Here is a 15234-nt window from a genome sequence, read left to right on the forward strand (position 1 = left end):
CCGGTCTGCGGTCCCGTCGCAGCCCGAAACCAGTTCTCCTCCGGTGGTCAGCCGACCTTCGGAGTCAGCCGTTCGATGATCGCGCCGGTGTCCAGGCCCACCGGCAGGGTGCCGAAGACGTCGCCGCGGTCGCCCCCGAGCCGGGAGCGGGTGAAACCTTCGGCGACAGCGGGATGCCCGTAGCGGACCAGCAGCGAACCCTGTAGCACCAGGGCCATATCGCCGACGATCCGGCGGGCACGATGCGGCAATGTGTCGAGGTCGGTGAACTCGGTCTCCAGCCGGCCGATCGCGGTATCGAGCGCGGAATCGGCGCCGGCGGCCAGTTTGACCTCGTCGAGGAACGCGGTGAGTGTCGCCGGCTGTTTGGCGAGCGCGCGCAGAACGTCCAGCGCGGCGACATTGCCCGAACCCTCCCATACCGACATCAGGGGCGCCTCCCGGTACAGCCGCGGCATCCGGGAATCCTCGACATAGCCGTTGCCGCCCAGGCATTCCAGGGCTTCGGCCGCGTGGATGGGCCCGCGTTTGCACACGTAGTACTTGCTCACCGCGAGACTGATGCGGCGCAGCAGGTCGGCGGCCTCGTCACCGGTGGTGGCGCGGTCGGTGAGTTCGGCCAGCCACAGGGCAGCCGTGGTCGCGCCCTCGGCCTCGATGGCCAGATCGGCCAGGACATTGCGCATGAGTGGCTGGTCCACGAGGTTCGCACCGAACGCGCGGCGGTGCTGGGCGTGGTGGATCGCCATGATGGTTCCGGTGCGCATACCCGTGGCCGAGGCGAGGGTGCAGTCGAGGCGGGTCAGGTTGACCATCTCGATGATCGTGGGCACGCCGCGGCCCTCGTCGCCGACCAGCCAGCCCACGGTGTTGTCGTATTCGACCTCGCTGCTGGCATTGGAGTGATTACCCAGCTTGTCCTTGAGCCGCTGCAGGTGGAAGGGGTTGCGGGTGCCGTCGGGCAGCACACGGGGCACGAAGAAGCAGGACAACCCGCCGGGTGCCTGTGCCAGCGCGAGGAAGAAATCCGACATCGGCGCGGAGGTGAACCATTTGTGCCCGGTGATCCGGTAGGTGCCGTCGGGCTGCGGGACCGCGGTGGTGGTGTTGGCCCGGACATCGGACCCGCCCTGTTTCTCGGTCATCGACATGCCGGCGATGAGTCCGGGCTTATCGGCGAGCGGGCGCAGAACGGGGTCGTAGTCCCGGCTGGTCAGTAGTGGTTCGTACCGGGCGGACAGTTCGGCGTTCGCGCGCAGGGCCGGGACGACGGCATAGGTCATCGAGATCGGGCAGCCGTGCCCGGCGTCGACCTGTGACCACACGCTCGTCTTCGCCGCCCGCACCAGATGTGGTGCGGGCCGGGGATCGGCCCAGGGGGCGCCGTGCAGGCCGAAGCGGACCGCATGCCGCATCAGCTCGTGGTAGCTGGGGTCGTAGCGGACCTCGTCGATGCGGTGACCGTAGCGATCGTGCGTCTGCAGCACCGGCTGGTGTTCCTCGGCGAGGTCGCCGAGTTCCTGGGCGTGGGCGCTACCGGCCGCCCGGCCGATCTCGTGCAGTTCGTCGAGGGCATGGCCGGCGCCGGCGCGTTCCAGGGCCTCGAGGATGACGGGCACCTCGGCGGCGTCGTAATCGACCAGCGGGGGGACCTGGTTGGTCACGGTATGGGTGGGCACGGCTTCTCCTTCGCCTACGAGGAACCAGGCGGTGCGGCAGGCTGGGCGCACCGTCCGTTATTACCATTCTGGAGCGCGCGATGAAATTGTGCAATGCCGAGCTGTCGTAGCCTGCTGTCGGCATCGCCCGGATATCACCGGCCTGCCGGACACTGCTCGTACTGCTCGGTCCGGAGGTGGATGGGTGGTCACTCGCTGGGTGGCCGACCGTACGCCGATAACCGGGCAGGCATAACCCCGGAAAACATCCCCGGCCGGTTATATCCCGCCGCGACTTGAGTATGCCGTTACGGCACAGGTTCCACTGGAGGCATCGCAACAGTCCGCACAGTCGGGAGGACGGAATCATGATCGACCACAAGGACCTTCGCGCGGCGGCAGAACCCACCGGTCCCGCGCCTGCCGCCGACAGGCCTGCCGTACCGCCGACAGTGCTCGACCAGATGGGCGGGCCCCTGGGCTTCGTCTACTCGACCGTCCCGGTAGTCGTCTTCGTCGCGGCGAACTCGGTACTTCCACTGGCGGCGACGGTCGGTGTTTCGGTCGCGGTCGCGCTTGCGCTGACGGTGTTCCGGATGTGGCGCGGGGAGCGGTTCTCCTCGGCCATCGGTGGGCTGCTCGGTCTCGCGGCGGCCGTGGGGATCGTGCTGTGGACCGGGTCGGCGAAGGATTTCTTCGTTATCGGGATCTGGGCCGCGCTGGCCGGTTTCGTGGTCGCGTCCGCCTCGCTGCTGGTCCGCCGCCCGCTGACCGGCGTTGTCTGGAATCTCGTCCACGGCGGTAAGCACGCCTGGCGCGAGGACAAGGTCGCGCTGCGGGCGCACGATATCGCCACCGCAGCCGCGGCGCTGGTCTTCGGCGCCCGGTTCGTGGTGAAGGAATGGTTGTATCTCACCGATTCCACGACCTGGCTCGCCGTCGCGAAGATTGCCATGGGCACTCCGTTGACCGTGCTGGCCGCACTCGTCGTCGTCTGGGCGTTCCGGCGCACCACGAAACGTTTCCTCCCACAGCCCTGACTGCGCTCCGCTCGGACTCCCCAGTCCGCCTTCGGCCCCTCGACCGTCCGCCTCGATGCGGGACTGAGCCTCGACTCCTGACCCAGCTCAGGCCTGCACGATGCCGGCCCCTGCGGTGCTGGGCGCGCAGCGGCCTCGCCGCAGCCGTGAACCATTGGCCGGCGGCCGCACCGAGCCGGCGATCAGCACGCCCGGGGCACCGGAGGACCGGTCAGGTGAGTGTGTCGAGCCATCCGGTGTCGATATCACCCGGCCGGTCGGCGTAGGCGGCGGCAGCGGTTTGCAGGATCAGCGCCGCGGCGGCCGCGCCCGGGTCCAGTACGCCCCGCGCGACCTCGCCCACATAGCTGGCGCGGCCGCGTTTGGCGACCAGGGATGCGGTGCCCGCCGCGCCCTGTACCGCGGCGTCGGCGGCAGCGGCGAGCGCTTCGCCGGGGTCCCCGGCCGCCGCGACTCGGGCGGCAAGCGTTTCGGCGGCCGGGGCCAAGGCGTCGACCATCGTCTTGTGCCCGACCTCGGCATTCCCGTACCGCTGCACCGTAGCGAGCCCCGCGCTCAGGCCGCGGGAGAACTCCACCGGGCTGGGTTCCGAATCGCTTGTGCAGCGGGCGAGTTCACGGAAGAACATGCCGAACAGCGGTCCGCTCGTTCCGCCGGTGCCGAGGAAACCCCGGGATACCGCGGTCAGCCACGCGGTATATGAGGCGGGTGGTTCGGCGTCGATATTCGTGCGGGCCCGGCGCAGGGCGGCGGCGATATTGGCCCCGAAATCGCCGTCACCGGCGCGGCGATCCAGATCCGCGAGGGCCTCGGTGCGGTCGAGGAACGCCGCGAACATCGTGTTCACCCAGCGTTCGCCGAATCCGGCCGGCAGTGCTGCGTCGTTCATGGGCGGGCTCCTTCACCAGGTCAGGGCCGGGGTGCGCACGGGCGCATCCCACAGCGGAAGCAGATCGGCATCGGCGGGCAGCAGGGTGACCGAGACGCCGACCATATCGAGCGAGGTCACATAGCTGCCGGCGAGCGAACGGGCGACGGCGATGCCCTGTCCGGCGAGCCGGTGGTGCACCGCGCGGGCCGCGATCGACAGTTCGATGGGGTAGGCGCCGCCGAGACCGTTGACGATCGCGATCACCGCGGACCCGCGTGTGCAGCCGAGTTCGGCGACCAGCGGGTCGACCAGCTGCGCGAGCAGCGTATCCGCGTCGGCGAACGGGACCCGGCCGGTACCGCGCTCGCCGTGGATTCCCACCCCCAGTTCGACTTCGGCGGGATCGAGCGTGAACGCGGGGTTCGTCTCGCCGGGATGCGTGCCCGCGCTCAGCGCGAAACTCAGGGTGCGCGCGTTCCGTGCGACGCGGCGGCCGTATTCGGCGACCGTGTGCAGATCCGCACCCGCTTCCGCGCTCGCCCCGCAGATCTTCTCGACCGCGAGAACGGCCGCGGTGCCGCGGCGGCCCGGCCCGTCCTCGCTCTGCGTCGCCAGATCGTCGTCCACCAGCACGGTTTCGGTCGCGACCGCGTTATCGTCGCCGGCGAGTTCACCGGCGATCCGGAAGTTGAGCACATCGCCGGTGTAGTTCTTCACGATCTGGACGACACCACGCCCGGAATCGGCCGCGACCGTGCCCTCGTGCACCTGCAGCGCGGTCGGGCTGGCGAAAACCGCGCCCGGTACGGCCACGTCGAGCATGCCGCTGCCGACGAAACCGGCGTGCAGCGGTTCGTGCCCGGACCCACCGCCGGATACGAGTCCGACCTTGTCGCGCGCCGGAGTGGCCCGGGTGACGAGGCCGCGTTCGCGGTCGTAGGCGATGAGCGTGGGATTGGTCAGGGCGAGCCCTTCCAACGCCTCCTCGGGAGCGTTTTCGGGCAGGTTGAGAATCTGTCGGCGCACGGATGCTCCTTCGGATCGGCTCCGATCGATGCTAGTTCAGGGGCAGCGGCCGAACCTGTTGCCGTTCGGCTGCGCCGGCGCCCAGGCGTGGGCGTCGGCGGGTCGAGCAGACCTCGTCCCCGGGCGCACCCGCTGTTTAGTTGCCGGCTCAGCGGTAATGCCGACGGCACGGGGCCGGTGGCTGCTCGCCTGGGGTTGGGCGAGTACCGCCGGTCGTCGAACGCGATGGACGGAGGACGCCTATGCCTGAACCCGGCGCTCACCACGATCCCCCGCGGCCCGTCCGGGCACGTATATGGGCAGGCAGCCCATGATCTCGTGGCGTGCGCGGGCGCTGTTCGCCCGGATGTGGTTGCGGCGGAACAAACGGTTCTACGCCGATCCTGGGGCCATGCGCGACGGCCTACCCCGGCACCAGGAACCGAAACGGGCCCGGCCCCCGCGGCGTATCACGGCGAAATACCACGTGACCTGCGAGGAAGTCGACGGCCGCCCGGTCTATACCCTCACACCACCCGGTGGGCCGACTTCGCCCTGGCATATCTTCCATATGCACGGCGGTGGTTTCGTGGAATCGCCCGAACCGCATCATTGGCGGTTCGCGGGCCGGATCGTCGCACGGACCGGATGCACCTACACCCTGCCGATGTATCCGCTGGCGCCCGAGAACGATTACCGGACAATCATTCCGATGGTCGAGCGCGCCTACGATCGGGTGACCCGGGAGACCGCACCCGCCAACCGTATCGTTTTCGGTGATTCGGCCGGCGGCACGCTCGCCCTCACTCTGGCCCGCCACCTGTACGAACGCGGACACCCGCAACCGCGGGCCCTGGCGTTGTTCTCCCCGTGGATCGATCTGGCCACCGACGACCCGCTGTCGCTCGCCATCGACGACCGCGACCCGGAACTCGGCGTCTCCGGTTTGAAGCAGGCCGGGCGATGGTTCGCGGCGGACCGGGCCTTGGATGACCCGCACATCAGTCCGGCATTCGCCGATCTCACCGGCCTCGCGCCGACCGTCGTCTTCATCGGCCACCGCGACATCCTGTTACCCGACGCCCGCCGCGTAGCCGAACTCGGCGATGCGGCCGGAGTCCCGGTCGAACTGCACGAATACCCCGGGATGTTCCACAACTGGATCATGAAACGAATTCCGGAGGCCCGGCAGGCGACCGGCGAACTGCTGCACTTCCTGCGAACAGTGCCCACCGCACTCCCGGCGAACAGCGAAGGAGGACTCGGCAATGATCGTGCGGACAACCCGTGACATCACCGGAACCGATCGGCAGGTCGATACCGATCACTGGACCTCGAAAAGGATCGTCCTGTCCGACGACGAGGTCGGCTTCTCGTATCACGAGACCACCGTCGCCGCGGGTACCGAGACCCCGCTGCACTATCCCGACTACATCGAAGCCGTCTGGCTCATCGAAGGCCACGGCCACCTGATCGACCGGGACAACGCAACTACCCATACGCTCGCCCCCGGCACCATGTACCTGCTCGACGGGCATGAGCGCCACACCATCATCGCCGACACCCAGTTGCGGATGTACTGCGTGTTCACTCCCGCGGTACCGCCCGGCAGCGACTGAAACGGCGAATCGGATCGGCCGGTCCGGTGGCGGTGGCCCGGTCGGGAGCACATCAGCCGCGAGGCACACCGGACTTGCCCGGCCGGGATCGGCGCTGTCAGGCGGGGAAGGGCGGTGACGGCGGGAACTTCACCGGCAATGTGGTGAGCGACCGGTGGAAGGGGCCCGGGCGCCAGTCCGGTCCGTCGGGCATATCCACTTCCATCTCCGGCAGGGCGTCGAGCAGCTGATCGATCGCCTCCTGGGCCACCAGATATGCCGGGGTCTGCGCGGGGCAACTGCGCTGGCCCAGCCCCCAGGAAAGATGCGAGCGGTTACCGCGGTGATCGTCGGACCGGATCGCCGGATCGTGGTTGCAGGCAGCGATACTGATGACCACCGGCTGGTGGGCGGGTAGCCAGACATCGTCGATCAGGATCGGCTGCCGCGGATAGGTGATGAGGAAGTTCGCCATCGGCGGGTTGTCGAACAGGACCTCGTCGAGGGCATCGCGAGTGGACAGGCTGCCGCCCAGCACGCTGCCGCCCAGACGATCCTCGGTGAGGATCAGCAGCAGGGTATTGGCGATCAGGTTCTGCTGGAGTTCGATGACCGCGCCGTACAGGCCGGCCAGCTGGTGCACCATCTCTTCTTCGTCGAGCCCCGACTCGTGCTGTAGTAGCCGCGTGGTCACATCGTCGCCGGGGTTCGAGCGTTTGTAGGCGACCAGTTCGGCCAGGGCCGCATTGATCATCCGGTTGGCCTCACCGGCGTCGGCACCTTCGAACATGGCGGCCATCCCGGCGGAAACCCGCTGCCCGATCTCCGGCGGGCAGCCGAGCAACGTATTGCAGACCCCGAAGGTCAACGGAAACGCGTATTGGAGGAGCAGATCGGCGCTGCCCGTTTCGCAGAAGGAGTTGATCAACGGGGTCGCGAGGCCGGATACCGCCGTGCGCAGCCCGTGCAGATCCACATCCGTGAGAGCCGTGAGATTGGCCGACCGGTAGCGCCGGAACGCCTCGCCGGTGCTGCGGGCGGGGACGGGCCGCCACTCCATGATCGGCAGGACCGGGCAGTCGGCGGGCATATCCTTCTGCCAGGTGCGCGGATCGGCCGGAAAATGTTCGTGATCGTTGAGGATGCGCACCGCCACCGCGTGTTCGATCACCAGCGTCGCGGGCACACCGGGAGCCAGATCGACCGGCACCATAGACCGATGCGTGCGGCGCATCTGCCCGTACACCCGGTGCGGGTTCTCGGCGAACTCGGGCGCGTACAGCGGGAACCGGGGGCCACCGTCGGCGACCGGGGAACCGTGTACTGGGCGGGCGGCGGGGGCATCGAACTGTCGGGTTGTCAAAAGGGCTCCATACTGTTTCGGGCTGTGGGCCGGGGTCTCCCGTGTCCCGGCCCCGATATGGAACACTACGCGATTGATGCACATATTGTGTTGCGCCTCAGCGGGTTTACCCGAAATGTCGCATCCACGTCACAACGTTCGCCGGGCGGCGAACAGATGCCTCCGGCCCGGCGCGCGATCGGACCGCTGAGGGCGTGAATGTCCGGTGCGCGGGCAGCGGACGGCTGCGCCCGGCCACCGGCGGCGCTGAAACCTCGATCGCGGCCCGTGTGGTCCACACGCCGCGGGCATTGTGGTCCGCCGCATCGAGGCCGACAATGGGACGGTCCGGTAGCGATCCGACCGGGTGTTTCGACAACCGCACGGACGGCCGCGAGAAGTGTTTCTCCGGAGGGCGCGACATGCCGTGAAATCTGCAGTTCCGATGTGAGGAGCAGGCGATGACGCAGTCCGCAACCGGAGACCTGAAAACCAAGCACAGAGCCATCTGGGCGTCCGGTGACTACTCCCGGGTCGCCGACGACGTGATACCAGGCCTGGGGGAGCGCCTCGTCCGCGCCACACCGATCGGGCCGGGTACCAAGGTGCTGGATATCGCGGCCGGAACAGGGAACGCCGCCGTACCGGCCGCCGCGGCGGGGGCAGACGTGGTGGCCGGTGATCTCACCCCCGAATTGTTCGAGGCCGGCCGCCGCAACGCCGCGGCAGCCGGGGTGCAGCTGCGCTGGGAACAGGCGGATGCGGAAGCGCTGCCCTATGCCGACGGCGAATTCGATGTGGTGATCTCGTGTGTGGGGATCATGTTCGCACCGTTCCACCGTGCCGCCGCCGACGAACTGGTCAGGGTTACCAGAAGTGGTGGTTCGATCGGGTTGGTGAACTGGACGCCCACCGGGTTCATCGGGCAGATGTTCGCCGCCATGAAACCGTTCGCCCCGCCGCCGCCCGCGGGTGCGCAACCGCCGCCGCTGTGGGGATCGGAGGAGCATGTCGCCGCGCTGCTCGGCGACCGGGTCGATGGGCTGGAGATGCGCCGCGAGCACGCCGTCGTGGACTGCTTTGCCGACGCCGATGCGTTCCGTACCTTCTTCAAGACCAACTACGGGCCCACCATCGCGGTCTACAAGTCCTTGGCCGGTGATCCGGAACGCACCGGGCAGCTGGACCGTGATCTCACCGATCTCGCGGTCGCGCACGATCTCGGCGGTGGGCGGATGGAATGGGAGTATCTGCTGGTCACAGCGCGGCGGGCATGACCGGAACCGCGCAACGGCACCTGCTGGTCACAGCGCAGCGTAATTACCTGCACAGCACAGCGAACCTGATGGACACGGTGCGGCGGGCCTGACACGTCCACGGCGCTGTGGATCCGGTGGACACGGCGCAGCCGACCGGTGGGGACGGCCCGCCGGCTCGGTGCGGGGACTTTCCCGGGTGCCGTCGGCGTTGTACACGGAACGCATAATGTGGGGGACGAAGGAGGAAGCGTGACCGAAACGCGTAAGGCGATCCTGGCCGGTGGGTGCTTCTGGGGTATGCAGGAGCTGATCCGTAAGCAACCGGGGGTCCTCGGCACCCGGGTCGGGTACACCGGCGGGCAGAATGATCATCCCACCTACCGCAACCATCCCGGCCATGCCGAGGCGGTGGAGATCGTCTACGACCCGGCGCAGACCGACTACCGGGCGCTGCTGGAATTCTTCTTCCAGATCCACGATCCGACGACGAAGGATCGCCAGGGCAACGATATCGGCACCAGCTACCGCTCCGAGATCTTCTATCTCGACGACGAGCAGAAGCGGGTCGCGCTCGAAACGATCGCCGATGTCGACGATTCCGGGCTGTGGCCGGGCAAGGTCGTCACCGAGGTATCGCCGGCGCCCGAGTTCTGGGAGGCCGAACCCGAGCACCAGGACTACCTGCAGACTTTCCCGAACGGCTACACCTGCCATTTCCCGCGACCCGGCTGGAAACTGCCGCGGCGGACCTCGGCATAGGTGGGGCCCGAGTTCCGGTGCAAGACCGGTGAATCCGCGGGTTCCGCGTGGAGTCGCGGGGGCGGGCATGCGCTGGGTAGTGTCGGTCGGGTGAGTAGGTGGACGCGCCGTAGGTTCCGCAGGATCGGCCGGATCGATCGCGCGGTGGGCGATACGGTGGCGGCACTGCCGGCCTCGAAGGCCGATGCGGGTCTGCTTCGTCTTACGGCGGGCGCCGATCACGGTGTCCTGTGGATGGCCTGCGCGGCGCTGCTCGCGTCCCGCAGCGGGTCGCCACGGCGGGCCGCGGCGCGGGGGGTCGCCTCGGTGGCCGGCGCCAGTTTCGTGACGAACGTGGTGCTCAAATCCGTTTTCGCGCGCCGCCGGCCGGCCGCCGAACTGATGCCCGCGCATCGGCGGCTGGTCCCGGCGCCGACCTCCTCGTCGTTCCCCTCCGGGCACAGCGCCAGCGCGGCCGCGTTCGCTACGGCGGTGGCGATGGAGAGCCCGCGTACCGCGCTGCTGGTGGCGCCGGTGGCGGCGGCCGTCGCCTACTCGCGGGTGCACACCGGTGTGCACTGGGGCTCGGATGTACTGGTCGGCGCGGCCGTCGGCTCCGGGATCGCCTTGGCCACCCGGCGCTGGTGGCCGGTGCGCGAATCCGACGAGGCGCAGGCCGGCATCGTCCCCGAAGTACCCGTTCTCGCGGACGGCAAGGGACTGGTCGTGATGGTCAACCCGGTCTCCGGGGACGCGAACTACGACCCCACCGACGATATCGCCGCCGCGCTGCCTGCGGCGACGGTACTGCGGACCCGCCCGGATGTGGATTGCGCCGTGCAGCTGGAACAGGCCGTGGACGCGCAGCGGGAGCAGGTACAGGCGGTCGGCGTGGCCGGCGGTGACGGCACCGTGGCGGCCGTGGCCGCCTTCGCGCTGCGCAAGGACCTTCCACTGGTCGTGATCCCGACCGGCACACTCAACCATTTCGCCCGCGATCTGGGTGTCTACGATCTGCGTGAAGTGATCGACGCGACCGGTGTCGGCGAGGCCGTGGCGGTGGATATCGCCGCCGTCGAATTCGGTGACGAAAACGAAACCCGCACAAGGCATCTGATCAATACGTTCAGCCTCGGTTCCTATCCGGACCTGGTCCGGCTGCGGGAGAAGTGGCAGAAGCGGTGGGGTAAATGGCCGGCCTTCGCCGCGGCGCTCGTGGTCACCCTGCGCCGCGCCGAACCCATCGAAATCTTCCTGGACGGGCGCTGGCAGCGGGTGTGGTTCCTGTTCGTCGGCAACGGCCCCTACCATCCGCACGGCGCGGTGCCCGCGTTCCGGGACCGGCTCGACTCCGGCCTGCTGGATGTGCGCTGGCTGCGCGCCGATCTGCGCTGGTCGCGGACACGCGCGGTGGTCGCGCTGGTATCGGCCGCGATCGGGCACAGCCGGGTGTACGGCGAACGCCAGCTGCCCGAGTTGCATGTGCATCTACCCGAGCCCGAGGCGCTCGCCGCCGACGGTGAGGTGATCGGCAGCGCGACCCACCTGCGCTTCACGGTGGCCGGGCAACTGGCGGTCTACCGGCGGGACGAATCCAATCCGCTCTGGGCCAACCGCAGCCGCCCGCACCATCGCCGGGCCCCGTGGTTGCCGGAGGTGTTCCGGGTCCCCATGAGCGGCCGGATCGCCCTGGCTATGCGCGGTTTCGGCGGTTCCGGGTAGGTCTACTGCCCACCGAAATCGAACATCCACGGAATGGAGAACCGGTCGGTCATCATCCCGAACAGTTCGGTCCATTCCGTTTTGGCGAGCTGCATATCGACGGTGCCGCCGACGGCGAGGGCATCGAACAGTCGTCGCGCCTCGTCCTGATCGCTGAGTTCGAGACAGACCGTGAAGTTCGGGCGCGCGGAGATATCGACGGTCTGCCCGGGCGGGCAGTCCGAGCCCATCAGGATCTGTTCGACACCGTTGAGCGGCAGCGCCACATGCGCCACCAGGTTCTTGGCCTCGGCGGGCAGGTTTTCGGCCTCACCCATATCGCCGAAGCGGATCAGCTGGAGGTCGCCGCCGAATACGGACTGATAGAAGGTGAACGCCTCCTCGGCGTTGCCGTTGAACATGAGGTACGGGTTGACGGATTTCATGCGGATCTCCTTCTCGGCCGGATGCGGATATCGGAGGAACGCCGGGACCGGGCGCCGGGCACGGTCTGGGCCGTCGAACCGGTACTGCGGATGATGTACGGGGCCGGTCCACTGCCGAACCTAACTCCCGCTCGCCGATTCCGCAGCAGAACGCACCCATGTATTCCGGTTCGGTACGCGCGCGGTGCGGCGGGCTCGCCGAGCTCAGCGGCGCTCCGCCCGCAAAACCCTTGACCAGGGCATACTCCAGGCATACCCACCGAGGGCACCAAGGGGAGGGGCCGGACCCCGCGCGCCGGAGGCGTGCCGACAACCCAGAGGTTTCCATGGCGCTGACGCATCCGGCGGATTCGCCGGACAATGATCGTGACCGGCTCGCGGTGAACCCGGTCTTCACGCGGGAACCGCTCGAGGTCCCGCGTAACCGGCTACCGGCCGGCGAGATCGACAGTGATACCGCCTACCAGATCGTGCACGACGAACTCCTGCTCGACGGTAACGCCCGGCTCAACCTGGCGACGTTCGTCACCACGTGGATGGAACCGGCGGCGCAGACGCTGATGAGTGAATGTTTCGACAAGAACATGATCGACAAGGACGAATATCCGCGCACCGCGGAACTCGAGCAGCGGTGTGTGCGGGTACTCGCCGACCTCTGGCATGCCGAGGATCCCGATCATGCCGTCGGTTGTTCGACCACCGGGTCGAGTGAGGCGTGCATGCTCGCCGGGCTGGCGCTGAAACGACGCTGGCAGCGGCGTCGGCGCGCGGCCGGGCAACCCGCGGACCGGCCCAATCTGGTGATGGGCAGCAATGTCCAGGTGTGCTGGGAGAAGTTCGCCGAGTACTGGGATGTCGAGGCGCGGCTCGTGCCGATGTCGGGGGAGCGGTTTCATCTGACGGCCGATGAGGCGGCGGCGCACTGCGACGAGAACACCATCGGGGTGGTGGCGGTGCTCGGTTCCACCTTCGACGGCAGTTACGAGCCGGTCGCGGAGATCTGCGCCGCACTGGACCGCTTGCGCGACGAACGCGGCTGGGAGGTGCCGGTGCATGTGGACGGCGCGTCGGGCGCCATGTTCGCCCCGTTCTGCGATCCGGACCTGGAATGGGATTTCCGGCTGCCGCGGGTGGCCTCGATCAACACTTCGGGACACAAATACGGGCTGGTCTATCCGGGGGTGGGCTGGGTGCTGTGGCGGGATGCCGCGGCGCTGCCCGACGAACTGGTGTTCCGGGTCAACTATCTGGGTGGCCAGATGCCGACCTTCGCGCTGAACTTTTCCCGGCCCGGCGCGCAGGTGGTGGCGCAGTATTACACCTTCCTGCGGCTCGGCCGTCGTGGTTACGAACGCGTGCAGGGCTACTCCCGGGAAGTCGCCGCGGCACTCGCCGACCGGATCGCACAGCTGGGCCCGTTCCGGCTGATCACCGATGGCCGCCAGCTCCCGGTTTTCGCCTTCACGCTGGCGCCGGAGGAGACGGGATATTCGGTATTCGATGTCTCCGCGGCATTACGCGAGCAGGGCTGGCTGGTACCGGCCTACACTTTCCCGGCCGACCGGCAGGATCTGGCGGTGTTGCGCATCGTGGTCCGCAACGGTTTCAGTCATGACCTGGCGGATCTGCTCGTCGGCGCGTTCGAACGGGCGTTACCGCGGCTCCGCGCTCAGCAGGCGCCGCAGCGGGGTGCGGAATCCGCGTCGTTCTCGCACGGTGCCGATATCGGCGTCCAGGGCGCGAACCCGCCGGCGGATGCGGGTCACTGAGCTCGACCGGCGCGGTGGGTGCGGAGCCGATCGCCGGCTGCCCCGCACCCACCACACAGGTGTCCGCTGAATGGTGAACCGTTGATCGGGTCAGAAAGCGCTGCCGGTCCGCGGGAGGAACCAGGGCAGCGGCAGCCCGTGGCCGAAGCCGTGGCCGTGGTTCCAGCCGCGGTTCCAGCCGGGATGGCCGTGGCGGTGGCGGTGGCGGTGACCGCGGTCCCATCCCGCACCGTGGTCGTGCCGGCCGTTCCAGCTGTGATCGTGCCGGCCGTAGCCGTGCCGGCCGGGACGGCTGACGTCGTCGGCCTCGCTGCTCGCCGTGACCGCCACCGGTTCGGCCAGGGCCGGGACGGCGGTGACGGCCAGCGGTGCCACCGCGATGACGGCGGTGGCGGCGAGGCGGGTGACGAAGCGTTGGGTGCGTGAACTACGGCGCATGGTTCGGTCCTCTATCGTTTTCCCGCCGCGGCGGGTGTTCTACGGGCAATCGCACTGTGGGAAGCACGATTTCGATAACCCGAACCATACCGTTGAACAACGGCACATTCAATAGGTGTCCGTTAATCCGTCTTGCCGGCGGTCAACGGCTTCGGCGGATCGAGCCGGAGCACACACCGAGTGCGACTGTAGATCGTCGGCATACATTCGTTGCAATGCACACAGGCCGATTCGGTGGCGGCATCGGACTGGATGCGCCGCAACAGGTCCGGTTCCCGCAGCAACGCCCGGCCCATGGCGACGAACTCGAACCCCTCCGCCATCGCCAGCTGCATCGACTCCAGATCGGTGATCCCACCCAGCAGCACCAGCGGCATGGACAGCTCACGACGGAACTGCCGGGCCCGTTCCAGCAAATACGCCTTCTCGTACGGGTATTCGCGCAGGAACGCCTTGCCCACCATCCGGAAACCCCACCGTGTCGGTGCCGGCAGTGTTTTCGCGAACTCCTTACGCGGCGCCGCGCCGTGGAACAGCAGCATCGGGTTCAGCAGCGAACTGCCCGCAGTGAGCTCCAGCGCATCGAGAGTGTCGTCGGCCTCCAGCCACGACGCCACCTGCAGCGACTCCGGGAGGGTGAAACCGCCCCGGATCCCGTCCTCCATATTCAGTTTCGCGGTCACCGCGACCCGGTCACCCACCGCCTCGCGCACCGCGCGCGCGATCTCGCGAGCGAACCGGGCGCGGTTCTCGAGCGAACCGCCGTAGACATCCTTGCGCCGGTTCAGGATCGGGCTCAGGAACGAACTCGCCAGATAGTTGTGCCCGAAATGGATTTCCACCGCGTCGAACCCGGATTCGACCGCGAGTTTCGCCGCATCGGCGTGGGCGGCGACGAGTTCACCGATCTCCCCGATGGTCGGCACCTTCATCGGGGCCATACCGAGCGGGCTGAAGAACCGGCTCGGCGCCACCGCCGGGACGCGGTTGGAAGCGGCATTGGCGACCGGGCCGGCATGCCCGATCTGCGCACTGGCCGCCGCGCCCTCGGCATGGACCGCATCGGTGAGCCGGCGCAGGCCGGGGACGGCTTCGGGGCGCATATAGATCTGGTGCCGGTCGGTGCGGCCGCCGGGAGCGACCGCGCAGTAGGCCACCGTGGTCATCGCGACCCCACCGGCGGCCACCTCGCGGTGGAATTCGATCAGATCGTCGGTGACCAGGGCGTCGGGGGTGCGTCCCTCGAAGGTCGCGGCCTTGATCACCCGGTTGCGCAGGGTGAGTGGGCCCAGGGTGGTGGGTGCGAATACGTCGGTCACCGTGACTCCTTTGTGGCTGGTAGGTGTGGTGTGCGGAGGCCGCGGCGAGG

The 15234-nt window shown here is 68.3% G+C and carries 14 protein-coding genes; 7 read left to right on the forward strand and 7 right to left on the reverse strand.

Going from position 1 to position 15234, the window contains the following annotated elements:
- Positions 1–47: 47 nt before the first annotated feature.
- On the reverse strand, positions 48–1679 hold the full coding sequence (locus QH196_RS19370) for an acyl-CoA dehydrogenase family protein (RefSeq protein ID WP_280417214.1): 1632 nt from the start codon (positions 1677–1679) through the stop codon (positions 48–50).
- A 347-nt stretch (positions 1680–2026) separates the two neighbouring features.
- Here QH196_RS19370 and QH196_RS19375 point away from each other — a divergent pair, with 347 nt between their 5' ends.
- Positions 2027–2698 carry a DUF3159 domain-containing protein gene (locus QH196_RS19375; protein WP_280417215.1) on the forward strand — a complete coding sequence of 224 codons (672 nt, stop codon included), beginning with the start codon at positions 2027–2029 and terminating at the stop codon, positions 2696–2698.
- Positions 2699–2909: 211 nt separating this feature from the next.
- On the opposite strand, the gene dhaL is transcribed toward QH196_RS19375, so the two are convergent.
- Complete coding sequence (gene dhaL / locus QH196_RS19380; RefSeq protein WP_280417216.1) at positions 2910–3587, reverse strand: dihydroxyacetone kinase subunit DhaL; 678 nt, start codon at positions 3585–3587, stop codon at positions 2910–2912.
- A gap of 12 nt (positions 3588–3599) precedes the next feature.
- Positions 3600–4595, reverse strand: coding sequence for a dihydroxyacetone kinase subunit DhaK (locus tag QH196_RS19385; protein WP_280417217.1), 996 nt, complete (start codon positions 4593–4595; stop codon positions 3600–3602).
- 310 nt (positions 4596–4905) lie between these two features.
- On the opposite strand from QH196_RS19385, the gene QH196_RS19390 reads away from it, so the two are divergent.
- Positions 4906–5865, forward strand: a complete 960-nt coding sequence (locus QH196_RS19390; protein ID WP_280417218.1) for an alpha/beta hydrolase — start codon at positions 4906–4908, stop codon at positions 5863–5865.
- The gene (locus tag QH196_RS19395; protein WP_280417219.1) at positions 5843–6193 is read left to right on the forward strand and encodes an ectoine synthase; all 351 of its coding nucleotides are present in this window, start codon (positions 5843–5845) and stop codon (positions 6191–6193) included. The genes QH196_RS19390 and QH196_RS19395 overlap by 23 nt, the downstream gene beginning before the upstream one ends.
- A 97-nt stretch (positions 6194–6290) precedes the next feature.
- Here the strand turns inward: QH196_RS19395 and QH196_RS19400 are convergent, their stop codons facing one another.
- Positions 6291–7535 (reverse strand): cytochrome P450, encoded by a 1245-nt coding sequence (locus tag QH196_RS19400; protein ID WP_280417220.1) that lies wholly within the window; start codon positions 7533–7535, stop codon positions 6291–6293.
- Positions 7536–7975: 440 nt separating this feature from the next.
- On the opposite strand from QH196_RS19400, the gene QH196_RS19405 reads away from it, so the two are divergent.
- The 3 genes from QH196_RS19405 to QH196_RS19415 all read left to right on the forward strand — a co-directional run bounded on the left by QH196_RS19405 (position 7976) and on the right by QH196_RS19415 (position 11233).
- A complete protein-coding gene (locus QH196_RS19405; protein ID WP_280417221.1) occupies positions 7976–8791 on the forward strand; it encodes a class I SAM-dependent methyltransferase in 816 nt (271 codons plus the stop codon).
- Between the two features lie 279 nt (positions 8792–9070).
- On the forward strand, positions 9071–9532 hold the full coding sequence (gene msrA, locus QH196_RS19410) for a peptide-methionine (S)-S-oxide reductase MsrA (protein WP_432278216.1): 462 nt from the start codon (positions 9071–9073) through the stop codon (positions 9530–9532).
- Positions 9533–9622: 90 nt separating this feature from the next.
- The gene (locus tag QH196_RS19415) at positions 9623–11233 is read left to right on the forward strand and encodes a bifunctional phosphatase PAP2/diacylglycerol kinase family protein (RefSeq protein ID WP_280417223.1); all 1611 of its coding nucleotides are present in this window, start codon (positions 9623–9625) and stop codon (positions 11231–11233) included.
- Between the two features lie 2 nt (positions 11234–11235).
- On the opposite strand, the gene QH196_RS19420 is transcribed toward QH196_RS19415, so the two are convergent.
- Positions 11236–11658, reverse strand: a complete 423-nt coding sequence (locus tag QH196_RS19420; protein ID WP_280417224.1) for a VOC family protein — start codon at positions 11656–11658, stop codon at positions 11236–11238.
- 326 nt (positions 11659–11984) lie between these two features.
- On the opposite strand from QH196_RS19420, the gene QH196_RS19425 reads away from it, so the two are divergent.
- A complete protein-coding gene (locus QH196_RS19425; protein WP_280417225.1) occupies positions 11985–13427 on the forward strand; it encodes a glutamate decarboxylase in 1443 nt (480 codons plus the stop codon).
- Between the two features lie 90 nt (positions 13428–13517).
- On the opposite strand, the gene QH196_RS19430 is transcribed toward QH196_RS19425, so the two are convergent.
- Together QH196_RS19430 and QH196_RS19435 are read right to left on the reverse strand one after the other, a co-directional pair.
- A complete protein-coding gene (locus tag QH196_RS19430) occupies positions 13518–13865 on the reverse strand; it encodes a hypothetical protein (protein ID WP_280417226.1) in 348 nt (115 codons plus the stop codon).
- Between the two features lie 122 nt (positions 13866–13987).
- On the reverse strand, positions 13988–15184 hold the full coding sequence (locus tag QH196_RS19435) for an NADH:flavin oxidoreductase (RefSeq protein ID WP_280417227.1): 1197 nt from the start codon (positions 15182–15184) through the stop codon (positions 13988–13990).
- Positions 15185–15234 lie beyond the last annotated feature (50 nt).

It is taken from the genome of Nocardia carnea (assembly GCF_029868325.1).
Taxonomy (GTDB): domain Bacteria; phylum Actinomycetota; class Actinomycetes; order Mycobacteriales; family Mycobacteriaceae; genus Nocardia; species Nocardia carnea_C.